This window comes from Pseudomonas sp. R4-39-08, from assembly GCF_003852275.1.
Classification (GTDB): Bacteria; Pseudomonadota; Gammaproteobacteria; order Pseudomonadales; family Pseudomonadaceae; genus Aquipseudomonas.
Genome location: NZ_CP027733.1, coordinates 5,309,577 through 5,331,580, shown reverse-complemented (window position 1 = coordinate 5,331,580; position 22,004 = coordinate 5,309,577). Strand labels below are relative to the sequence as shown.

The 22,004-nt window shown below is 58.0% G+C and carries 21 protein-coding genes, 1 tRNA gene and 1 pseudogene; 5 read left to right on the top strand and 18 right to left on the bottom strand.

The window, feature by feature from the left end; translation table 11 throughout:
* Positions 1-3: 3 nt before the first annotated feature.
* The 14 genes and pseudogenes from pqqE to C4J88_RS27500 all read right to left on the bottom strand — a co-directional run.
* On the bottom strand, positions 4-1,185 hold the full coding sequence (gene pqqE, locus C4J88_RS24730; protein WP_124364668.1) for a pyrroloquinoline quinone biosynthesis protein PqqE: 1,182 nt from the start codon (positions 1,183-1,185) through the stop codon (positions 4-6).
* Positions 1,127-1,402, bottom strand: coding sequence for a pyrroloquinoline quinone biosynthesis peptide chaperone PqqD (gene pqqD / locus C4J88_RS24725; RefSeq protein ID WP_124368576.1), 276 nt, complete (start codon positions 1,400-1,402; stop codon positions 1,127-1,129). The genes pqqE and pqqD overlap by 59 nt, the downstream gene beginning before the upstream one ends.
* A complete protein-coding gene (gene pqqC, locus C4J88_RS24720) occupies positions 1,399-2,151 on the bottom strand; it encodes a pyrroloquinoline-quinone synthase PqqC (protein ID WP_124368575.1) in 753 nt (250 codons plus the stop codon). Before pqqC ends, pqqD begins: the two co-directional genes overlap by 4 nt.
* Positions 2,152-2,160: 9 nt before the next feature.
* Positions 2,161-3,072, bottom strand: a complete 912-nt coding sequence (pqqB, locus tag C4J88_RS24715; RefSeq protein WP_078739427.1) for a pyrroloquinoline quinone biosynthesis protein PqqB — start codon at positions 3,070-3,072, stop codon at positions 2,161-2,163.
* Between the two features lie 71 nt (positions 3,073-3,143).
* Entirely contained in the window at positions 3,144-3,218 is a 75-nt protein-coding gene (pqqA, locus tag C4J88_RS24710) for a pyrroloquinoline quinone precursor peptide PqqA (protein ID WP_003194766.1), read from the bottom strand.
* 158 nt (positions 3,219-3,376) lie between these two features.
* On the bottom strand, positions 3,377-5,740 hold the full coding sequence (gene pqqF, locus C4J88_RS24705) for a pyrroloquinoline quinone biosynthesis protein PqqF (protein WP_124408346.1): 2,364 nt from the start codon (positions 5,738-5,740) through the stop codon (positions 3,377-3,379).
* A 48-nt stretch (positions 5,741-5,788) separates the two neighbouring features.
* A complete protein-coding gene (locus C4J88_RS24700; RefSeq protein ID WP_124408345.1) occupies positions 5,789-6,583 on the bottom strand; it encodes a carbon-nitrogen hydrolase family protein in 795 nt (264 codons plus the stop codon).
* Between the two features lie 10 nt (positions 6,584-6,593).
* Positions 6,594-8,276, bottom strand: a complete 1,683-nt coding sequence (locus C4J88_RS24695; RefSeq protein WP_124408681.1) for an NAD(P)/FAD-dependent oxidoreductase — start codon at positions 8,274-8,276, stop codon at positions 6,594-6,596.
* A gap of 167 nt (positions 8,277-8,443) precedes the next feature.
* Complete coding sequence (locus C4J88_RS24690; protein WP_124364663.1) at positions 8,444-8,890, bottom strand: Lrp/AsnC family transcriptional regulator; 447 nt, start codon at positions 8,888-8,890, stop codon at positions 8,444-8,446.
* Between the two features lie 280 nt (positions 8,891-9,170).
* Positions 9,171-9,404, bottom strand: a complete 234-nt coding sequence (locus C4J88_RS28195) for a DNA cytosine methyltransferase (protein WP_372238028.1) — start codon at positions 9,402-9,404, stop codon at positions 9,171-9,173.
* 209 nt (positions 9,405-9,613) lie between these two features.
* Positions 9,614-9,901 carry a type II toxin-antitoxin system RelE/ParE family toxin gene (locus tag C4J88_RS24680; RefSeq protein ID WP_124408344.1) on the bottom strand — a complete coding sequence of 96 codons (288 nt, stop codon included), beginning with the start codon at positions 9,899-9,901 and terminating at the stop codon, positions 9,614-9,616.
* A gap of 9 nt (positions 9,902-9,910) precedes the next feature.
* Complete coding sequence (locus C4J88_RS24675; RefSeq protein WP_124408343.1) at positions 9,911-10,201, bottom strand: type II toxin-antitoxin system Phd/YefM family antitoxin; 291 nt, start codon at positions 10,199-10,201, stop codon at positions 9,911-9,913.
* Positions 10,202-10,399: 198 nt separating this feature from the next.
* Positions 10,400-10,495, bottom strand: a complete 96-nt coding sequence (locus C4J88_RS28190) for a Com family DNA-binding transcriptional regulator (protein ID WP_124408342.1) — start codon at positions 10,493-10,495, stop codon at positions 10,400-10,402.
* A 4-nt stretch (positions 10,496-10,499) separates the two neighbouring features.
* A pseudogene (locus C4J88_RS27500) lies at positions 10,500-10,835 on the bottom strand (hypothetical protein); the annotation flags it as partial.
* On the opposite strand from C4J88_RS27500, the gene C4J88_RS24665 reads away from it, so the two are divergent.
* Complete coding sequence (locus C4J88_RS24665; RefSeq protein ID WP_372237997.1) at positions 10,762-11,601, top strand: hypothetical protein; 840 nt, start codon at positions 10,762-10,764, stop codon at positions 11,599-11,601. The pseudogene C4J88_RS27500 and the gene C4J88_RS24665 overlap by 74 nt on opposite strands.
* Positions 11,528-12,358: a phage portal protein gene (locus tag C4J88_RS27880; protein WP_372238027.1), complete on the top strand. Its 831-nt coding sequence runs from the start codon at positions 11,528-11,530 to the stop codon at positions 12,356-12,358. Before C4J88_RS24665 ends, C4J88_RS27880 begins: the two co-directional genes overlap by 74 nt.
* A gap of 46 nt (positions 12,359-12,404) precedes the next feature.
* Here the strand turns inward: C4J88_RS27880 and C4J88_RS24655 are convergent, their stop codons facing one another.
* Complete coding sequence (locus C4J88_RS24655) at positions 12,405-12,731, bottom strand: DUF3077 domain-containing protein (protein ID WP_124408341.1); 327 nt, start codon at positions 12,729-12,731, stop codon at positions 12,405-12,407.
* Positions 12,732-13,160: 429 nt separating this feature from the next.
* Between C4J88_RS24655 and C4J88_RS27875 the strand changes: the two genes are divergently transcribed.
* Genes C4J88_RS27875 through C4J88_RS24640 form a run of 3 tightly spaced genes read left to right on the top strand, consistent with a single transcriptional unit; the run spans position 13,161 to position 16,023 of the window.
* Positions 13,161-13,802 carry a GIY-YIG nuclease family protein gene (locus C4J88_RS27875; RefSeq protein ID WP_124408340.1) on the top strand — a complete coding sequence of 214 codons (642 nt, stop codon included), beginning with the start codon at positions 13,161-13,163 and terminating at the stop codon, positions 13,800-13,802.
* 26 nt (positions 13,803-13,828) lie between these two features.
* Positions 13,829-15,343, top strand: coding sequence for a hypothetical protein (locus tag C4J88_RS24645; RefSeq protein ID WP_124408339.1), 1,515 nt, complete (start codon positions 13,829-13,831; stop codon positions 15,341-15,343).
* 59 nt (positions 15,344-15,402) lie between these two features.
* Complete coding sequence (locus C4J88_RS24640) at positions 15,403-16,023, top strand: hypothetical protein (RefSeq protein WP_124408338.1); 621 nt, start codon at positions 15,403-15,405, stop codon at positions 16,021-16,023.
* A 113-nt stretch (positions 16,024-16,136) separates the two neighbouring features.
* Here C4J88_RS24640 and C4J88_RS24635 read toward each other — a convergent pair.
* From C4J88_RS24635 to rpoD, 3 genes are all read right to left on the bottom strand, one after another.
* Positions 16,137-16,213, bottom strand: a tRNA-Ile gene (locus C4J88_RS24635).
* 17 nt (positions 16,214-16,230) lie between these two features.
* Entirely contained in the window at positions 16,231-19,974 is a 3,744-nt protein-coding gene (locus tag C4J88_RS24630) for a bifunctional diguanylate cyclase/phosphodiesterase (RefSeq protein WP_124408337.1), read from the bottom strand.
* Positions 19,975-20,107: 133 nt separating this feature from the next.
* On the bottom strand, positions 20,108-21,958 hold the full coding sequence (rpoD, locus tag C4J88_RS24625) for an RNA polymerase sigma factor RpoD (RefSeq protein WP_124364661.1): 1,851 nt from the start codon (positions 21,956-21,958) through the stop codon (positions 20,108-20,110).
* Positions 21,959-22,004 lie beyond the last annotated feature (46 nt).

Sequence of the window (22,004 nt, the reverse complement as noted above, 5' to 3'; positions counted from 1 at the left end):
CCCTCAGCCTTTGGCGATGAGGCGTGAATTGCGCTCATTGCGAAACGCCAGTTGCTCGATGGTCTGGGTGGCATGTTCGGCTTCTTCCCGCGCTTGAAGGATGATGCCGTGCTGCTCGGACTTGCTGCACACCGGGTCGGCGTTGCTCGCATCCCCCGTGAGCATGAAGGCCTGGCAACGGCAGCCGCCGAAGTCCTTTTCCTTCTCATCGCATGAACGGCACGGCTCGGGCATCCAGTCGTAGCCGCGAAAACGGTTGAAACCGAACGAGTCGTACCAGATGTGTTGCATGCTGTGGTCGCGCACATTGGGAAACTGCACCGGCATCTGTCGGGCGCCATGACAGGGCAGGGCGGTACCGTCCGGTGTCACGGTCAGGAAAATACTGCCCCAGCCATTCATGCAGGCTTTCGGGCGTTCTTCGTAGTAATCCGGCGTGACGAAAATCAACTTGCACGGGTGGCCTTCGGCTTCAAGCTTGGCGCGGTATTCGTTGGTGATGCGTTCGGCGCGTACCAGTTGTTCCCTGGTCGGCAATAACCCCACGCGATTGAGCTGCGCCCAGCCGTAGAACTGGCAGGTGGCAAGCTCGACAAAATCCGCCTCGAGGGCAATGCACAGCTCGATAATGCGGTCGATCTTGTCGATGTTATGCCGATGGGTGACGAAGTTCAGCACCATCGGGTAACCGTGGGCTTTCACCGCCCGGGCCATTTCGAGCTTTTGCGCGAAGGCTTTTTTCGAGCCGGCCAGCAGGTTGTTGACCTGTTCGTCGCTGGCCTGGAAGCTGATCTGGATATGGTCCAGGCCGGCCTTTTTGAAATCGCTGATCTTCTGTTCGGTCAGGCCAATGCCTGAGGTAATCAGGTTGGTGTAGAACCCCAGTTTGCGCGCTTCAAAGATCAACTCGGCCAGGTCCTGGCGCACCAGCGGTTCACCGCCGGAAAACCCGAGCTGCGCAGCGCCCATTTCGCGGGCCTCGCGAAAGACCTTGATCCATTGCTCGGTGCTCAGCTCCTTGCCCTGCTCGGCAAAATCCAGCGGGTTGGAGCAGTACGGGCACTGCAGCGGGCAGCGGTAAGTCAGCTCGGCGAGCAGCCACAGCGGCAGGCCGATGGCGGGTTTTTCAGGCAAGGGTGATCCAGTGCTCGGCACGGGCGACCTCCATGAATTGCTCGATGTCATCACCGAGTTCCGGCACGCCGGGAAATTGCCGGTCCAGCTCGGCGATGATGGCGGCCACGTCGCGTTCACCGTCGATCAAGCCACCAATCAGCGCGGCGCTGTCGTTGAGCTTGATCATGCCTTCGGGGTAGAGCAACACATGGCCTTTTTGCGCGGGTTCGTACTGGTAGCGATAGCCTTGGCGCCAGGCCGGTTTTCTGCTGCGATCAAAGCTCATAGGGTGATCCCTTTATGCCAGACCCGCTGCGCGGTCACGCTGTGATACGGCGGGCGGTTCAGTTCGTAGGCCATGCTCATGGCATCAAGCATGCTCCACAGGATGTCCAGTTTGAACTGGAGAATTTCCAGCATGCGCTCCTGGCCTTCACGGGTGGTGTAGTGCTGCAGGGTGATCGCCAACCCGTGTTCCACGTCGCGACGGGCCTGGCCCAGGCGGGTGCGGAAGTATTCGTAGCCGGCCGGGTCGATCCACGGGTAATGCTGCGGCCAACTGTCGAGGCGCGACTGGTGGATCTGCGGCGCGAACAGTTCGGTCAAGGAGCTGCTGGCGGCTTCTTGCCAACTGGCGCGGCGGGCGAAGTTGACGTAGGCGTCTACCGCAAAGCGTACGCCGGGCAATACCAGTTCCTGGGAGCGCAGTTGGTCCGGGTCGAGACCGACGGCTTGGCCCAGGCGCAGCCAGGCTTCGATGCCGCCGTCTTCTCCGGGCGCACCATCGTGGTCGAGCAGGCGCTGGATCCATTCGCGACGGATTTCCCGGTCCGGGCAGTTGGCCAGGATCGCCGCGTCCTTGAGGGGAATGTTCACCTGATAATAGAAACGGTTGGCGACCCAGCCCTGGATCTGCTCGCGGGTGGCGCGGCCTTCGTACATCGCCACGTGATACGGGTGGTGGATGTGATAGAAGGCGCCTTTGGCGCGCAGGGCGTGTTCGAATGCTTCAGGGGTCATCGGTGTATCAGTCATATGAGTCTCCTACAACTCGATGCTCATGCCGTCGTAGGCTACTTCGACATTACGCCGCACCAGCTCGGCTCGCTCGGGGGAATCTTCATCAAGGATCGGATTGGTGTTGTTGATGTGGATAAGCACTTTGCGCTGCTCGGGCAACTGTTCCAGCACTTCGAGCATGCCGCCAGGACCGTTTTGCGCCAAGTGGCCCATTTCGCGGCCGGTGCGGGTGCCGACGCCACGGCGCTGCATTTCGTCGTCGTCCCACATCGTGCCGTCCACCAGCAGGCAGTCGCTGCCGGCCATGATGTCCAGCAGCGGTGCGTCGACCTTGCCCAGGCCTGGGGCGTAGAACAGTTTGCCACCGGTGCGCAGGTCTTCGACGATCAGGCCGATGTTGTCGCCCGGGTGCGGGTCGAAGCGGTGCGGCGAATACGGCGGGGCGGCGCTGCGCAGCGGCAGTGGCGTGAAGCGCAGGTTGGGGCAGGCCGGGATAGTGAAGCTGGCGTCCAGCTCAATACGGTTCCAGGCCAGGCCGCCGTTCCAGTGCGTGAGCATGGTGAACAGCGGGAAACCGGTGCTCAGGTCTTCATGGACCATATCGGTGCACCACACCTGGTGCGGGCAGCCCTCGCGCAGGCTCAGTAGGCCGGTGGTGTGGTCGATCTGGCTGTCCATCAGGATGATCGCGCTGATGCCGGTGTCACGCAGGGCGCGGCCCGGTTGCATCGGCGCAAACCCCTGCAGTTGTGCGCGGATATCCGGCGATGCGTTGCACAGTACCCAATTCACACCATCATCGGAAATCGCGATGGACGACTGGGTCCGCGCCTGGGCCCGCAGGCTACCATCACGAAAACCTGCGCAATTCACACAGTTGCAGTTCCACTGCGGGAAGCCGCCGCCGGCGGCGGAACCTAGAATCTGGACAAACATGATCGCTCCATCAAGCACAGCTCAAAACAAAAACGCCCCGGGCGAACCGAGGCGTTGTATTACCCAGCGGATTAACGGCTGGCGAAGTACATGGTGACTTCGAAACCGATGCGCAAATCAGTGTAAGCAGGTTTGGACCAGGTCATATTCATACTCCTATCAAGGGACGGGATGTTCACTACCAAGTAGTACATATAGTCCACCTCCCATGGGAGATGTTCAGATATTGCGTGGGAATATTACGCAATTCTTTTCGAGTTAGCGCTGTCTCGAAAGAAAAAGCCTGTTGCACGGTTGGCAATGATCACGCCGCTGGCTGCCAGCGCGCCCCGATGCACGGGCCATTGGCAATGCAGCGCCAGCCGCCTGTGGCGTTGTTCAGTTGTTGCACGGCGCGCCGCATATCGTCCCGCGAGCAGCTTTGTATCAAATCTTGTAATCGCTCCAGGTAACCCGATGAGTGGCCCGCCAACTGCGCATGCCACAGCAAGTCGGCGGCTTGGGCCATCGGCAGGGATTGGGCAGTGAATTGCTGCGCCAAGGCCTCGTTGCCCATGTCTGCGCTGCGCTCGATCAACGACGGCAGTTGTGCCAGGAACGTCTGCACCTGTTCGAGGATCTCACCCAGGGACGCGCTGGGAGACTGCACGCCGAACAGCAAGCCGGTCTGCCCATTGACCTGTCGGATGCCACTGAAAACGGCGTAGCCGATTTGCAGTTCGACCCGCAGGCGCTGGTAGAACGGGCCCTGAAGCAGATGACCGAGCAAGCGCCAGGCGGCTTCATCGGACAGGGCGTGAGTGGGTGTCGGGCAAAACAACAGCATCGCCGCTTCGCTGGACGCGGTGTTGATCTCATGCCAGCGACGCTGACCTTTGAGCGGTCGAGGCTCGTATTGCAAAGGCGCAGGCTGCCCAGGCAAGCGGGCTGCTGCGGTCTTGATCGCCGCTTCACAGGCTGCCGGCAACCCTGAGCCCAGCCCTTGCCAGCGGGCGGTGGCCCACGGTGCTGGCGTCGCTTGGGGCGTCGGCTGAACGCCGGCACAGCAGGCGGGCAACGCCTTGAGCAATTCGCGGATGGCAATCATCGGTGCCGGGGGTGGAGGCGCCAAGTGTTCAGCGGCAGTGCTCAAGCAGCGCGTCAGCGCTTCAAGCACGGCCGGCATCGGCTCGTGGAAGCCGAGCATTTTTACCTGCCAGTCATTGGCGATGGTTTCGAAAACCAACTCGACGCCCGCTTGACCGGCACTGTCGCGCAGCGGTTGTAACAGGCCGTCCAGGCCAGCAGGCACGGCGCCCTCAAATCGCCAGCGCAGGTACAGGGCGCCTTCATCGGTGTCATTGGCCAATGCCTGGCTGAATATCAGCGCCGATGTTTCCCGTCGGCCCCGTAAGCGGTCCTGGGCAAATGTGCGCAAGCCCCGGTGGGCGCTGGTCTGGCCGCGAATCAAGCCGGCACGTTCTTCTTGAGCGGCCGGACGAAGAAACGGGTTAGCCGGCGCAAGCTGCCATTCATGCCTGGCGGGCGGCAGATGCAGTGCGTCGAGCATGGCCTTGAGTGCTGCGAGACTTTGGTCCGATACGTCTTCGAGGTCGTTGCGTGCCAGCCCCAGGGCGCTTTGGACTTGCTGTTGGCGAGCAGTGAGCAAGGCGAACTCTTCACGTAGGGGCGTCCAGTCGCTGTGTGCGAAAAAACTCAGCCAGTCGTGCAGCAGCGCCTCGATCTGTGTCGTCGCTTCGCCTTGGATGTCGATATCCAGCACGGCCTGTCCGGCAAAGTGATACAGCACCGAGGCGTGCAAGGCAGTCGCCAGGTGTCGCGCTTTGAGTTCAGCGAACAAGCCACCCGGCGCCGGGCTGTTGAGCCAGGTACAGAGAAATGCCAGCGCTTCGCGCGGTGCGTCACAGGTGATGACCTGATGCAGATGATGATCGGCAACATGTTGATAGCCCCTGGCTTGCCTAGCCATCAGCGCCGGTGGCGCTGCCTGGGGATGCAGCGGGCCGCCGTTCAGCTGCGCACTGAATTGCTGCGCCAGCGCTTCCAGGTCTTGCTGCGATTGTGGGCCGGCAAGGCTCAACGTCATCTGCCCGCTTTGATAGAAGCGCTGATGAAATTCGCGCAACGCCTGCTGAAAAGCCTCATGTTCCACTGGCAGGCTGTCGCGATTGCCCGCATGAAAGCCGCGCAGCGGGTGATCAGTGGCCAGCCCCTCCAGCAAGGCCATCTGTTGCTGCGCCTTGGCATCTTGCGACCAGGCGACGAACTCGGCGTGCAGCACTTCGCGCTCGCGCAGTTGGTCGTCGAGGGCCAGGCGAGGGTGCGTCAGCATGTCGGCCAATCGCACGAGCCCATCGGCGAAGGTCGGAACCGGCAGCTCAAAAAAGAATTCGGTAGTGCGCTCGCGGGTGCTGGCATTCACTTGCCCGCCATGGCGCTGCACATAGGCCATCAACCCATCGTCTGCCGGAAAACGCTCGGTTCCCAAGAACAACAAATGCTCAAGGAAATGCGCCAGCCCCGGCCATGCCAATGGCGCGTCATGGCTGCCGGCAGCCACGCGCAAAACAGCCGCGCAGCGCTTCAAACGCGGTGCATGGCGCAGGCAAATGCGCAGGCCATTAGCCAGAGTGAGGTGCAGGGGTTGAGCGAGAACCGACGCAGGCATGGGCACTTCCGAAGCGGGGGAAGCGCCTATGCTAGCAAACCCGGTGGATCAGGGCTTGTGCAGCGCGCCGTAAAGCTCGGGGCGACGGTCATGCAGGTAATGATTGGCGGCGCGGGCATCGAGGATCGATTGCCGGTCCAGCGTGCCGACGATCAACGCTTCATCCAGGCCCGCCTGGGCAATGCGTTGGCCATCGGGCCCGGCAATGCTGCTTTGGCCGCAATAGTGAATATCGTCTTCGTGCCCGCAGTAATTGGCATAGGCCACGAAACATTGGTTCTCGAACGCTCGGGCCCGCACGGTGACGTCGGCGACAAAGTCGAACGGCACCATATTGGCAGTCGGTACCAGGATCAGTTCGGCACCGGCCAGGGCCAGGCGCCGGGTGTTTTCCGGAAACTCCAGGTCGTAGCAAATCAGGAAACCCAGCTTCCAGCCGTTCACTTCCACCAGCGGGAAGTCATCCTCACCCGCGCTGAACATCGCGTGGTCGAGGTCGCCAAACAGGTGAGTCTTGCGGTAGTTGCACAGGCGTTTGCCGTGGGCGTCGATCAACTGCACGGCGTTGTAGATCTGGCCGTCTTCGGCCCGCTCCGGGTAACCATACAGAATCGCCAACCCGGCACTTTGCGCGATTTCAGCAATGGTGTGTGCCGACTCGCCATCCCGGGCCTCGGCCAAGGCGCCTGTGGCTTCGGCGCCAATGTTGTAGCCGGTCAGGAACATTTCCGGCAGCACCAGCACATCGGCACCCGACGCTTCATGCGCCAGTTGCTGCAGGCGCTTGAGATTACCGGCCACGTCCAGCGGCAGTGGCGGGCATTGGTACAGGGCGACACGCATGTCAGGCTCCTTATTCGGGCAGGGCGATTGGCCCTATCTCGTCAAACACATCGCCGGGCCCTGGGTTTTGCGGGTGGGTGCGGCCGCCGAAGTGGGTCATGATGCCCCACACCGCGTTCAGCGAGGTTTGTACCGCGCCCTCCACCCAGGCTGGGGTCCAGGAAACGTCGTCGCCGGCGATAAAAATCCCACGTTGTTCGGCGGGCATGTCCTTCTGCATGAAGTGCGCATACATGCGCTGGTTATACCGATAGTGGCCGGGCAGTGCACCTTTGAAGGCCCCGAGGAAATGCGGGTCGGCTTCCCAGGACACGGTGATCGGGTCGCCGATGATGCGCGCCTTGATGTCGACTTTCGGGTAGATCTTCGTCAGCGCATCGAGTGCCAGTTTGACCCGCTTATCGATGGGCTGGGGCAGCATTTTCAGCGCGTCGCTCATCCACGAGTAGGACAGGCAGATCACCCCAGGCTTGTCGTCGCCGTTGTCGAAAAGATAAGTGCCGCGCGTCAGGCGGTCGGTGAGGGTCATGCTCATCAGGTCGCGGCCGGTTTCCGGGTCTTTGTCTTTCCAGAACGGGCGGTCGACCATGACAAAGGTTTTCGATGACTGCATGTAGCGCGTGCGGTCCAGAGCCATCCACATTTTTTGCGAGAACAGGGTTTCGTCGCATTCGATCTGGGTGGTCAGCAGCCAGCTTTGGCAGGTGGTCAATACAGCGGCGTATTCGCGGGTGTCACCGTAGATGTCGGTAACGGCGAAACGGCCGTCGGCGGCGTGAGCAATGCGCTTCACGCCGGCCCGTGGCGCGCCTCGATGCAATGAGCTGAGGCTGGTGCCGGCGGGCCAATGGGCACAGCGTTCCGGTACGTGACGCCAAATGCCCATGGGTACTTGGGCCACGCCGCCAACGACCAGATGCTGATGGTCGTCGCAGTTGGTCATCACCACGCGGAAGATCTCCAGCATCGAGTTGGGGAAATCCGAGTCCCAGCCGCCGGTGCCGAAACCGACCTGGCCAAATACTTCGCGATGATGAAACGACAGCTTGGCAAAGGCTTTTGAGGTGGCGACGAAGTCGTAGAAGGTGCGGTCATCCCACAGCGGCACCAGCTTATTCCACAACGCTTTGAGGCGCGGCACGTCGCGGTCACGGATCGCCTGTTGAATATCGCCGAACTGCGAACCGGCTTCCAGCGCGTCGGCCCAAGCGTCGGCGACCTCCTGGAACAGCACCGGCAGGTCGGAGAGTTTTTGCGCGTAGTGCGTCTGGCCTTCCAGATCGATGACGGTACTGCCAGACGCGGGCGTCAGCGGGTTGGGAAAGGGTTTGGTTTCCAGGCCCAGCTTGTCCACATAGTGATAGAAGGCCGTGGACGACACCGGAAAGCGCATCCCACCCAGCTCGGCGATAATGCCTTCGGCGCCTTCAAACGCTTGGGAACGCAGGCGACCACCCATTTTCGAGGCTTCGTACACTACCGGCTTGAGGCCCAGCTTCATCAGTTCGTAAGCGGCCACCAGGCCCGCGATCCCCGCGCCGACAATCGCCACTTCAGCACCATGGTTGGCGGCGGGAATACTGCCCAGGCCGGCCGGGTGCTCGATCCAGTCATCAAAGGCGAACGGGAAATCCGGGCCGAAGATGGTGATGGGCTTTTTACCATTGGCGGGGTGTCGGTTGGTCTTGCTGATGGTGCTGGACGGAATGCTCATGGCTGACCTTACTGACGACTCGGCGGGACAGGGCCCGTTGAGTATAGGAAAAGATGGCAGCCAGTTTAGGGAGCGTTGCGCTCGTTAATAAGACGCAATGTGTCGTCGGATTGCACTGGTTTTAGTCAATCTGACGAAGTGGCTGGTCAGATAGGTTGTCCACGGTCCAATTTGTTACTGAGAATGATTGAAGTAGTGGTTTTTTCCACACCCTCGACACTGCCGATCTGATCCAGCAATTGATCAAGCTGCTCCGGCGACTCTGTGCGCAGCCACGCCACGTAATCGAATTCACCGCTCACCGCGCACAACTGCTGCACCTGAGCCATCGCACTCAACCGGCGCAGCACTTCCTTGCCCGAACGCGGTTGCACGGTAATGCCCACATACGCCTGCAACCCGCCATCCGCCACACGCTGGCCCAGGCGCACACCATAACCGGTAATCACCTGGGTCTTCTCAAGGCGCGCCAGGCGCGAAGTCACCGTGGTCCGCGCAATCCCCAACTGCCGGGCAAGCATGGCCACGCTTTCGCGGGCGTTGAGCTGCAAGGCGGCGATCAGTTGACGGTCGATTTCGTCTAGGGCGGGCAAGGGTGAAGCTCCAGTGCGGGGGGCAGTGGGCAGGTATGTTACAGGCTTGGTCGGGCTTACAGAACTGTGGCACCAGACATGCAAAAGCCGCGCAATGCGCGGCTTTTTGGAGTTGGTGGGCCCGGTAGGACTCGAACCTACGACAAAGGGATTATGAGTCCTAAAAAAGGCCCAGTATCGACAGATAAAAAACGCCATAATGTCGCGGTTTAAGGGGGGTTCTTCTGCTGTTTTCAGAAAGTATTACACCTCCGGTGTGGACGGCTCGTGGACAGTAAAATCATTCGGTACTTCGTCTTCCTTCTGCACATTTTTCCCAAAACAAACCGCTGCGTTCGCCTTGCAGGCCGCGGATGGCGCGGTTGCTTTCACGGCATCCGGCGATGCTGATGTCTTGGCAAGGGAAGCCGGCGGTGATGACATCGACGGCTGACAAGTTGTGGGCCCCGCAGGCGCGCACGTCTTCAAATTGGCGTGCATGGGGAAATCGATCGGCAAGCACAGCCCGGTTAATGGGGTTAAGTTCGACCTGCCAGACGGTACGGTATCCGGCGTTTTCAAATCCGACATCAGCCTCTGATGCCTACGAACAGGCTGCCAATAGTGGGTTGCTGCATTCTTGAACTCGTTGTTCGGGATGCTCGCGGCATACTGGCGGGAGGCTCTGGGCCTTCAGGTAGGGAAAGTGGGTGTTAAGACAAAGAGAAGCCCGCAATAGCGGGCTCAGACTCTCTTTTTGGCCGCATCATAAATCTCGCTGTCGCGGCGGGCTCCGACCGCGATGATCAGAACCTGAATAGCTTTTCCATCAACACGATAGACAATTCGCGTATCGCCGGTTCGGATTCTGCGGCAGCCAGCGAGGCTGCCGCTCAAAGGTTTGCCGCTTTTGTCGGGCTCGCCGTTTTCGATCCTTTCTTCGATCACATCAAGGATCCGGTTAGCGGCAGCCGAACCAAGTTTATCGAAGTCGTCTTCTGTATCCGGGTGGTATGTGACGCCCCAAACCATCGCAAATCCTTAGTCTTTTTTGGTGTACCTAGCCCGCATATCTGCGTGAGAGATCGCCTTTTGTGGTTCGAAATTTGCCAGCCGATCACGCGCTGTCGCTTCAATGCGAAGGTCTTCCAGCTCATCAAGCATTTCCTGATAAGCCTCAACGTTCACAATGACTGCGGCCGGCTCGTTATCCTTGAATACGACCAGGCGATCGGTAGCGCGACTCGATACCTCTTTGAGCTTCGCACTGAATCCCCGCACCATCGCTGTAACCGATACGGCCTGTTCGGCCCGCTCAAGTAAAGCTGCCATGATTTAACTCCTGTAGATTACACAAGAAACACAAGGAAGCACATTAAGATGCGTAAAATCCTATGCGCTTACGTATGTAAAGTATTGCGCAATGCATCGCGCTATACAACCATCAGTTGAGTTAAATTATTAACCGGATGTACACCCTGCCTGGCCTCTCGTCGGAATTTTGCTTGCGAACGCTCGATTCGAATGTGGTTAAGCATCCGACGGAGGGCGTTTGATTTGTAACTCAAACGAACCCGCGATTTCTGCGAGCTTTCGGTCGCACTGGCCGCATCGAATATCCTGCATCAATTTATCCGATAATGGGTTTCAGTTTCCAAGCCCGCGCCGCTGCAGAAGCCGCATGCGTACCAAACTGCGTAGCGTTATCCGGCGGCGGTGTCGGCCCGTATTTGTGTGCGGCAAGGGCGGTGTTCATTTCCTGGAGTAGATCGATCACATCACCCAGTACCTGCAGCACGTTGACCCCCTCCGAACCCAGCCAGGTCCTGGGCGCCACCAGCCGTTGGCGGATCGCCGCCGTGCTTTCGCGTAGGCCCTGGATCCGTTCGTGCATGTCGCGGCCAACGGTCGCGTTGTGTTTTTGCCTCACCACCAGGTTCAGGTCCCTGCCGGTGGCGGTATGGATCGGCTATGACCCCAGCCGCACCCGCGACGATGCCACCTGCGTGGTGGTCGCGCCGCCGCTGGAGCAGGGCGGCAAATTCCGCATCCTGGAAAAACACTCCTGGCGCGGCCACTCGTTCACCTACCAAGCCAGCCAGTTCAACAAGCTGTGCGAGCGCTTCAACGTGCAACACATCGGCATCGATGTCACCGGCGTGGGCTACGGCGTGTTCGATCTGGTGCGCGACTTCTTCCCGCGCGCCACGCCGATCCACTACAGCCTTGAAACCAAGAACACGCTGGTGCTCAAAGCCCAGGACACCATCCAGGGCCGCCGCATCGAGTGGGACGCCAGTTGGAACGACATCGCCGCCGCTTTCCTGACCATCAAGCGCGGCGCCACCACCAGCGGCCAGATCACCTACAGCGCATCACGCACTGACGCCACCGGCCACGCCGACATCGCCTGGGCGGTGATGCACGCACTGGCCCACGAACCCCTCAACGTCCACAAGAAGCGGCGCAGCCGCTGGTCAACCCTCGAAGGCAGCCATGAACGATCCCAAGCCACCGGCCACCCGCACGCACCGCAAGGTCAACACGTTCAGCTTCGGCGCGCCCGAGTCGGTGCTGACCGGCAACCTGGGCGAATACATGGGCGTGTTCGCCAGCGACGACGGGCAACTCTACACGCCGCCCGTCTCCCGCACAGGCCTGGCCAAGCTGCTGCGCGCCAATGCCCACCACGGCACCATCCCGCGCTTCAAACGCAACCTGCTGCTGCGTGACTTCGTCCCCTCGGCCGGGTGCAGTGCGCAGACCATGGGCCGCGCTGCGTTGGATTTTATGGTGTTCGGCGAGGCCTACTTTCAGCGCAAATCCAACGTGCTGGGCCAAGTGCTGGAACTGGAGCACCTGCCGGCGCTGAACATGCGCAGAAAGGTCGGTGGCGGGTGTGTGCTGCTGTTGCCAGGGGGAAAGCAACTGCACTTCGACGCGGACCAGGTGGAGCATGTGATGGACTATGACGTGGAACAGAACATCTACGGCGTGCCTGACTACCTGGGCGGGATGCATGCGCTGCTGCTCAACGAGTCGGCCACGCTGTTTCGGCGCCGGTACTACAACAACGGCGCGCACGCAGGGTTCATCTTCTACACAAACGACCCAAACCTGTCGGAGGCGGACGAGGAACGCATGCAGGCACAGATTGGGGCGAGCAAGGGGGTTGGGAATTTTCGTTCGCTGTTCGTGAACATTCCGGGGGGCGGGGATAAGGCGATTCAGATCATTCCGGTGGGGGATATTGCGACGAAGGATGAGTTTGAGCGGATCAAGAATATTACGAGGAATGACGTGATTGCGGCTTGGCGGATGAATCCGGCGCTGGCGGGGTGCATGCCGGAGAATGCGGCGGGGTTTGGGGATATGGAGAAGATTGACCGGGTGTATATGAATAATGAGATACGACCGATTAGGCAGTTGTTTTTGCAGGTGAATGGGCAGTTGCGCAGGGATCGGCGGGTTGCCTGGACTGAAAGCTAAGGCGTGTGTTTTAGGCGCCCGGTGGGATGCACCGGGCGCGGACTAGTTACCGCGGACCCAGGTTGGTTGGCTCTAACGGGGCATCTGACTTCGATGGGGCATCTGGCTCGAAAGAGAACAGTAGATCATCAATGATCGCCTTGCCCATTTCGCCCAAGTAGTGCGAGGCGAACGCAAACCTCTCCGCCCTGGGGTCCATGGCGGCCTCAAGCGAGAGAATTTTGGAGTAATAGAGCACGTGCGATGCGTGATCAAGGGCTTCCCGGATCGGTACCCCCGCGTTAACGCGGAACAGTTTCAGATCTTCTTTTTCCTCGCCGCAATCTGCGAAGGTTACGGCGCCGATGGTTTCGGCTGAGGATGGAGTGCTCATTGCTGACCTCCTGATTTACGGAAGTTCTGAGCGGACGTTGTGGTTTTGAACGAGGTTTTTCCGTACTGCATAGCTTGCTCCTTGGTATTACCAAAAGAGCTGCCACTGACGTTTCCAGGCGTAAAGGTGGCAGCTGTACGCAGGCTGGAAACCGAGAAGAAGCGACTCGGCAGACACGAATGTCTCCCACGCACAGCCGCCAAAAAGCACAAAAAGCAGGCACAAAAAAAGCGTCCGCTGATTGTTTGGCGACGCTGTAGCGTCACTTCTTGTCGGGTTTCCAGGCCCGGTCGCTGATGAGCAGCGACATGAAGGAGGTTAACGCGGTGACCTCTGGGCTGCAACTCGCAAAGCAGGTAGGATCCTTCTGAATCGAGTGATGGCAAAATAGAATGCCTTCTTCAGGTGGCACGAAAACAAGGAACGTTGATGCAGCCCAACCTCAGCTTTACCGATGTGGTGCGCGCGATTTTGCGTGAACACCCGGTAGGACTCACACCTCAAGAAATCAGGACGATCGTCAAAGAACGCTATCCGACTTATTACGGCACTGAGTCGCATGTGCGTAATGTCGAAAGCGGTAACTACAAGGATCTTGACCACGCGTTACTCGCCAGGATCTACATCGCATGCCGCAGTGCGAACGACATTTTCGCGGACAAGTCGCAGAAGCCTCATCGGATGTCATTGGAGACAGGCGCTGAACCTCAGGAGCTAAATGAGCCAGACTTTATCGAAGTTGAGGACCTAGAAAAGCTAGCTGCAGACGTCGGCACGTTGTATGTATTGGGAACGAATCTATTCACGTCCGAAGGCGTTGAAATTATCAAAATAGGAATCACCACTGGGCCTGTGGAGAAGCGGATTGCACAGCTTTACACAACCGGGGTGCCGTTTCGTTTTCGAGTGATTTCGCAGCTTGAGACTACAAACTATGCAAAGCTTGAACAGGCATTACATTGCTTGTTTGATAAGTATCGAATAAACAAGGCTCGAGAATTTTTTACAGAGCGATGCCTTCGGCATATCCCTGACTTAATAGCTATTCATCGCAGCATTGAGCAGGCATAGTGCCCGACGATCTTTTAGTGATTTAGATGGCTTCTGAACAAGGAATGTTTGAGATGGCAAAAATAAAGAAAAAAGATGCGCGAATTGAACGTGCTAAAATCAAAGCCAAACGTGAGCATGAACAACGGCTGCGCAGTTTTTATGCAGGGATCAGTGATATACATAAAGATCCCGTAGTAATAAATATCAAGGCGGCGGTTGAGTACTTCAAGTCATTCATGTCTGAGGATGTTTGGGCTCGTAGAAAGTCTGGTGTGGAAGGATACTTTGCGGGGATCACCAAATCTATAGTTGAATCTGCCACTAAAGACTCAATGCAGTACAATAATCGAATGGCTTACTTTGCTAAATGGATAGACTGGTACCTGTATCTGGCCGAGGTCTGCTCTACAAAAGCTTTTGGGCATGATCAGTCGCAATGGGCGCGAATAAAACCTTATTTCATGAAGATTGGCAGTTCTATAGACTTACTTAAGAGCGTCGTTGGAGTGGAGAAACGTGTTAAAGATATGTTCTATGGGAAAGACAATAACGCTGACTCGGTATTGTTTGAATTGATTGTAGCCATAGCTTACGCAGAACAGGGCTGGCTTGTAGAGTTTATCCCAGAGGTTAAGGGTGGAGGGAAAACTCCTGACTTGAAAGTGATTAAAGGTGATGATGTTCTTTTCGTCGAGTGTAAACGATTCCAAAAAGTGACCGATTATTCAGAGCAAGAACGGGAGGCATGGCTGAAGCAGTGGGCAGAATTGCTGCCTGAAATGCTGAAAAGTAAACTGCCTTTTATGGTAAGAGTTAATTTTAAATCCGAAGTGGCGTCTATTCCTAAAGGAGCAGTTGCGGAGCTATACCGGTCGGCGATCAAGGATAAAACTCCATTTACGGAAAATTCAGAGTTCGAGTTGACGCTTAAACTTATCAATTATCCAAAAATGTGGGATCATTTTTCAAAATTTTCGGTTAAATTCCCCTCTCCGGAAATAAACGCCCTGATAGATCAAGAATGGGAATCTCATGCCTCCTATACAATGGCGATGGATGCCAAGTTTTTACGCATGCCGGAAGCGGAATCGGCACTTAATCGGTTTGTAAAAATTATACGTAGAGTTTATTGTGCTAGATGGGAATGCACAGCAGATATTTCCATTGATAGGAAAGCTAGGGATGTCAGGAGTTTACTGGTTAAGGCAGTAGAGCAGGCGCCGGAGCATGGTAAAACGGTTATCCATATTGCATACGAAACCTTGCACGGACCAGAAGTCGAGTTTATTCGAGATAAAAAGATTTTTAATCTTGTGAACTCATTTGATTACGGAACAAAAGACGTCGCTTGTGTTTTTTGCCATGCGCTACAGCCGGCAGCGTATCCAGATGGAGTGTTTGAGTTTGCCGAAACTACGAGGTTTTTCAGTCGTTCAATGAAGGCGGAAGACATTTTGCCAGGACATCAACTGTTGTTCTCTGGAGAAACCGCTGAAATCTCGTTTAATGATGCCCACTGGCTGCAAGATGCTTTAAAAAGGGTCGGTAAAAAAATCTGAGCAAATTTGCTGTGTTCTTATGGTTCTGGATGAGGTAGGAGGGCCGGGCCAGATGTCATATGAGCGCTTGCGTATATCTCACGTTTGTTGTGGTGCTGGAGTTTTTTGAGCTGATCCGGTCAGGAAGAATCTCGGCTGCACAAATCGAGTCGGGCTTTGAGGAGGCTGTAGCTGCCATTGGAGGCGTAGAGGACTTTACACCGGTGAATGATTCGGTGAATGACTTGGCTGCTTCGAAGGAGGTAGTAAGCGCTTTCCTAAGTAATGGAAACTTGAAGGGTTTGTCCTACGGAGCGCTTGTATACTTTTTGTACTTGGTGCTGGCGGCGTTCGCAAAGGACCCGATAGGCAATATAAATAAGAGTTTCGAACTGCAACGAAATATCTCGGGGCTGTTCACCAGCGTTGGGACTCCCGCCGCAGCTCGGGCACAAGCGCGTCACCTACCCTCAGGAGCCGATAAAAGTGAGCTGGTGGGCTTTAGGATCGTCACAGGGGTGGATATCCATCTGATGGACGAACCAAGCAGGCAGTCTGAGACCGTGCTCAAAATTAGAATTGGTTCATTGGTACAGGTACTAGATTCCGCAGATCGAGCATGGCTCTACGTCTCAGTAGTCATGGAAGATGAGCTTTACGAGGGTTGGATTTTGCGTCGCTATACAAAGCGGATTGAGTAAGATTTAAGCGGGTGCGGACGTTTTGTGGACGGGAAGCGATTTTTTGTAGTTTTCAGCTCGACCTTTTTGAACTCCAAAAACGACGAAAGCCGCGCAATGCGCGGCTTTCAAAGTGGTGGGCCCACACGGACTTGAACCGTGGACCAAAGGATTATGAGTCCTCTGCTCTGACCAACTGAGCTATAGGCCCTTGTAACTGGACGCGGATTATAACGACGGTTTCCCCGCTGTGCCATCCGTAAAATCCCTCATCCGTGTACGAAGGAAGGTTGCGGCAAATTGCTCCGGTGGCAGGGGCAGGCTGACGATGTAGCCTTGCATCTGTTCACAGCCTTCTGCGGCGAGGAAGGCTTGCTGGGCGGGGTTCTCCACGCCTTCGGCGATGATGGTGAATTGCATGCTGTGGCCGAGGGCGATGATGGCGCGGACGATGGCGGCGTCGTGAGGGTCGTCGGGCAGGCCGCGGACGAAGGATTGGTCAATCTTGAGGAAGTCCAGCGGCAGGCGCTTGAGGTAGCTGAGGGAAGAATAGCCGGTACCGAAATCATCGATTGCCAGCTGCACGCCCAGGCCTTTGAGTTGGTGCAGCACTTCCAGCGCTTCTTCGGCCTGGCTCATGATGAAGTTTTCGGTGATCTCCAGTTGCAGGCAGCCGGGCTCCAGGCGGTAGTCGCGCAGCAGTTGTTCGATGCGTGACAGCAGGTTGGGGTGACGCAGTTGCGCGCCGGCGAGGTTGACGGACAGTGGCCCGAAATCATCGAAAGCGTCTTGCCAGGCGTGCATCTGTCGGCAGGCCTGTTCCAGTACCCAGTCGCCAATTTGCAGGATCGTGCCGTTCTCTTCGGCCAGGGCGATGAAGTGTTCGGGCGGTACGTCGCCAAAGGTCGGGTGGTGCCAGCGTATCAAGGCTTCGGCGCCGATCAGTTGCTGGGTGAGCAGGCTGCGTTTGGGTTGGTAATACAGGCTCATCTCTTCACGTTCGATGGCGCGGCGCAGTTCATGCTCCAGTGCCACGCGTTCATTGGCCTGAGCCGTCAGGTCGCGGGTGTAGCTTTCAACGCGGTTGCGGCCCTTGGCTTTGGAACGGTACATCGCGGCGTCGGCATTTTTGACCAGGGTGGCGACATCGGTGCCGTCCTGCGGGTACAAACTTGTGCCGATACTCGCGCTGATAAAGAATTCGTGCTCGCCGGCCTGGAAGGGCGGTGTGAAGCAATCGAGCAGTTTGTTCGCCAGATATTGCGCATCGCTGGCCTGGTGCAGGCCGGGCAGCAGGATGATGAATTCATCGCCGCCCAGGCGGGCGACGGTGTCGATATCGCGCAGCTGGTCCTTGAGGCGTACGGCGATGTCTTTGAGCAGCAGGTCGCCGACCGGGTGGCCCAGGCTGTCGTTGATGTGTTTGAAGCGGTCCAGGTCAAGAAACAACACCGCGCCTTGATTGCCGCTTTCCTGCTGGCCGTTGAGGGCCGCCTGTAGTCGGCTTTCAAACAGCGTGCGGTTGGGCAGGCCGGTCAACGGGTCGTGATGGGCCTGATAGTCGAGGCGCGCCTGGGCGAGCTTGAGGCTGGAGATGTCGGCAAATACGGCGACAAAATGCGTGACCACCTGCTCGCGATTGCGCACGGCGCTGATGGTCAGCCAGCTCGGGTACAGCTCACCGTTCTTGCGCCGGTTGGAAATTTCGCCCTGCCAGTGACCTTGGGTCGTCAGTTGGTGCCACATCGCGGCATAGAAAGCGCTGTCGTGCATGCCGGAGGCGAGCAGGCGCGGGGTATGGCCCAGCGCTTCGGCCTCGCTGTAGCCAGTGATTTCACTGAAGGCGCGGTTTACTGCACTGATGTTCTGCCGCGTGTCGGTGATCAATACGCCTTCGGCGGTGCTTTCGAACACTGTGGCGGCTTGTTGCAATTTTTCCTGCATCAGCTGGCGTTCGGTGATGTCGCGGGCGATGGTCAGCATGCAGTCTTCGTCGCCAATGGGCAGCGGGCGGCTGGACAGTTCGCAGAGGCGAATCTGGCCGTCGACGCGGCGGATACGGCAGATGAAGTCGCGGACAAAGCCGTCGCGCTGCATCAACTCCAGCATGTGCTTGCGCTCATTAAGGTCGACCCATATGCCAAGGTCCAAAGCCGACTGGTCGAGCGACGTGGCGCTGGTGTAGCCGGTCAGGTGGCTGAAGCCTTCGTTCACTTCGATCAGCAGCCCATCGCTTTGCCGGCTCAGCAACAAGCCATCGGGGGAGGCATGAAACGCCTTGGCAAACTTCTCCTCGGAAGTTTGCAGCTGCTGTTGGGTTTCCTTGAGCTGGGTGATATCTCGCACCACGACCACCAGTGCCTCGGTGGTATCGAGTTGGAACGGCTCGGTCGAAATAAGCCCGGTAAACGCCTGGCCATTGCTGCGCCAGAAAATCATCTCCAGGTTGCGGATGCTGGTGGTCTGCACGCGTTGCAGCAAATCCGGACCGACGCCTTCAACACCCCAGATATTCAGCTCGGTGGCGGTTTTGCCCACCACCTCCTGGGCGCTCAGGCCAATCTGGTCTTCAAAGGCCTTGTTGACTTCAAGCAGGCATCCGTCGGACAGGCGGGCGATCACCAGGATGTCCGGGCATTGCTGGAACACGGAGGCAAATTTCTGCTCTGACAGCTGCAGTGCCTCTTCCGTACGCTTGGCTTCGCTGATGTCGATCATCAAGCCGCGCAGCACCGGTTCATGGCCGTATTCGATCAGGCTGACAATGTCGCGTACCCACAGGCAGCGGCCATCGGCGGTGATAACGCGATAGTCGATGCTGTGATCACGGTTGGCGCGGGTTTCACGGTAGCAATACGTTTCGGCGCGGGTCAGGTCGGCGGGGTGAATGATGTTGCGCCAGAAACCGGGGATCAGCCAATGTGCGCGGGGGTAGCCGAGCAATTCTTCAGCATGGGGCGACACGTAGCTGTAGGTGAAATCGCTGATGTTGGCTTCCCAGGCGATAGCGGACAGGCTCTCCACCAGGCCGCGATAGTGGTACTCGCTGCTGCGCAGTTCTTGCTCAAGGGCAACCCGGCGGGAAATTTCCGAGCTGAGCCGACGATTGATTCGAATCACAACGGCCAGCACGGTGCTCAGCAGCAATACCGCAGGCAGACCGTACATCAGCAAATCCGCCCAGAGCGTGCGGTGATCGCTGAAGCTGCCGACCCAGCGCTGCTGGATCGCATCGGTTTCGGCTGGGCTGAGATCGGCGAGCACTTTGTCCAGAATGCCCACCAGTATTTTCTCATCCTGCGGGACGCCCATTGCCAACTGATAGCGGTAGGGCGTTTCGCCGCTCACGTACAAGCCATCGAGTTTCAGTTGGCGCAGGCTCCACACGCTGGAAGCCAGGTCGCTGACGACCGCATCGACTTCATCGGTGGCCAGGGCCTGCAGCATAGAGCTGACGTTCGGCATCGCGACGAGATTGAGGTCCGGATGGTGGGTGCGCAGTAATTCATGAGGCGCATAGTTTTCCACCACGGCGATTTTCAGTCCGTACAAATCGTTGAGATTGCGCGGCTTGGCGCCGCCTTCATGGGCCAGTATCACGATGGGAAAGTCGAGATAGGGGCGCGTGAAGGCCAGGAAACTCTGGCGTTCCGGGGTAGACATGACGCCAGGTAGCAGGTCGAGCTGACTGTTGCGTGCTTGCTCAAGCACAGCGGTCCAGTTTGCCGGCTCGATCAGCTTGACCCGGATGCCCAGGCGATCCTGGATCAGGCGCACATAATCGGCGGACAGGCCCTGGTAGCGGCTCTCTTCATCGCGGTATTCAAAGGGCGGCCAGGACGCATCCACCCCAAGGCGCAGCTCCTGATGGTCCGTCAGCCAGCTACGCTCATCATCCGTGAGAGTCAACGCGCCAGCCGTTGCGGTCCAGGTCAGCAGCGACAGCAGTATCACGGTCGGCAATCTGGGCATAACGGTCTCGTTATGGCACGGGGAATTTCTCGAGTGTAGACGGGCATTGCGGGGGAGGGGAGTTGCGGGGCAGTTATCTGTGGAAGTAATTGTTAGAAAGCAAAACCCCCGGCCTGGGCCGGGGGTTCTGGTATCACTCGTCGAGGAAGGAGCGCAGATGCTCGCTTCGCGTCGGGTGGCGCAACTTGCGCAACGCCTTGGCCTCGATCTGACGGATCCGCTCACGGGTCACGTCAAACTGCTTACCGACTTCCTCAAGGGTGTGGTCGGTATTCATGTCGATGCCGAAACGCATGCGCAGTACCTTGGCTTCACGGGCAGTGAGGCCGGAGAGTACGTCGCGAGTCGCTTCCTTGAGGCTCTCAACGGTGGCGACATCGATTGGCGACTGCATGGTCGAGTCTTCGATGAAATCACCCAGATGGGAGTCTTCGTCATCACCGATCGGGGTTTCCATGGAGATCGGCTCTTTAGCGATCTTCAATACCTTGCGGATTTTGTCCTCAGGCATTTCCATGCGTTCGCCCAACTCTTCCGGGGTCGGTTCGCGACCCATTTCCTGCAACATCTGCCGGGAAATTCGGTTGAGCTTGTTGATGGTCTCGATCATGTGCACCGGAATACGGATGGTGCGGGCCTGGTCGGCGATCGAGCGAGTGATCGCCTGACGGATCCACCAGGTGGCATAAGTCGAGAACTTGTAGCCGCGACGGTATTCGAACTTGTCCACCGCTTTCATCAAGCCGATGTTGCCTTCCTGGATCAGGTCGAGGAATTGCAGGCCACGGTTGGTGTACTTCTTGGCGATGGAGATCACCAGACGCAAGTTGGCTTCAACCATCTCTTTCTTCGCGCGGCGGGCCTTGGCCTCACCGATCGACATGCGACGGTTGATGTCCTTGATCTCGGCAATCGTCAGGCCGGTTTCAGCCTCCAGTGCGCTCAGTTTCTGCTGGCAACGGAGGATGTCCGGCTGCAGGCGACCAATGGCTTCGGCGTATTTCGCCTTGCCTTTGGCCAGGGCGTCGCTCCAGCTTTCGTCAACTTCGTGGCCCGGGAACTGGCGCAGGAAATCGGTGCGCGGCATGCGCGCATCACGGACACAGAGCTGCATGATCGCACGCTCTTGTGCACGCAGACGCTCAAGGGCGCTACGAACCCGCTCAACCAGGCCTTCGAATTGCTTCGGTACCAGTTTGATCGGCATGAACAGCTCAGCCAGGGCCAGCAGCTCGGCAATGGCCTGCTTGTTGGCACGACCATGCTTCTTCAGGGCCTTGCGGGTGATTTCCATTTGATCGGAAACCGCACCGAAACGCTGGGCAGCGATGACTGGGTCTGGACCGCTTTCGACTTCTTCTTCGTCGTCGGTGCTGGCTTCAGCCTCGTCTTCGTCGGCATCGTCGTCCGCTTTCGGCGCCTTCGGATCGACAGGCGGCGGTATTTCGGCGGCAGGCGGCGCAATGCCGTCGTCCGGGTCGATATAACCGCTGAGGACGTCAGACAGGCGGCCGCCTTCGGTGGTGACGCGAGTGTACTCGGAGAGAATGTGGTCAACCGTGCCAGGGAAGTGCGCGATTGCGCCCATCACTTCACGGATGCCCTCTTCGATACGCTTGGCGATTTCGATTTCGCCTTCGCGTGTCAGCAACTCGACGGTACCCATTTCACGCATATACATGCGCACAGGGTCAGTCGTGCGACCGATGTCGGTCTCCACCGCGGCCAACGCGGCAGCGGCTTCTTCAGCGGCTGCCTCGTCGGTATCGGCGTCGGCCAACATAAGGGCGTCCGCATCCGGAGCACTCTCGTGTACGGGGATCCCCATGTCATTAATCATGCGGATGATGTCTTCCACCTGCTCTGGATCTGAAATATCCTCAGGCAGGTGGTCGTTGACCTCTGCGTAAGTCAGATACTTCTGCTCACGACCAAGGGTGATCAACTCTTTGATACGAGACTGCTGTTGCGCTTTTCCGGACATAACACCCTATCCACTGAAGGTCTTGGCGGGCAAAAAACAAGCCGAG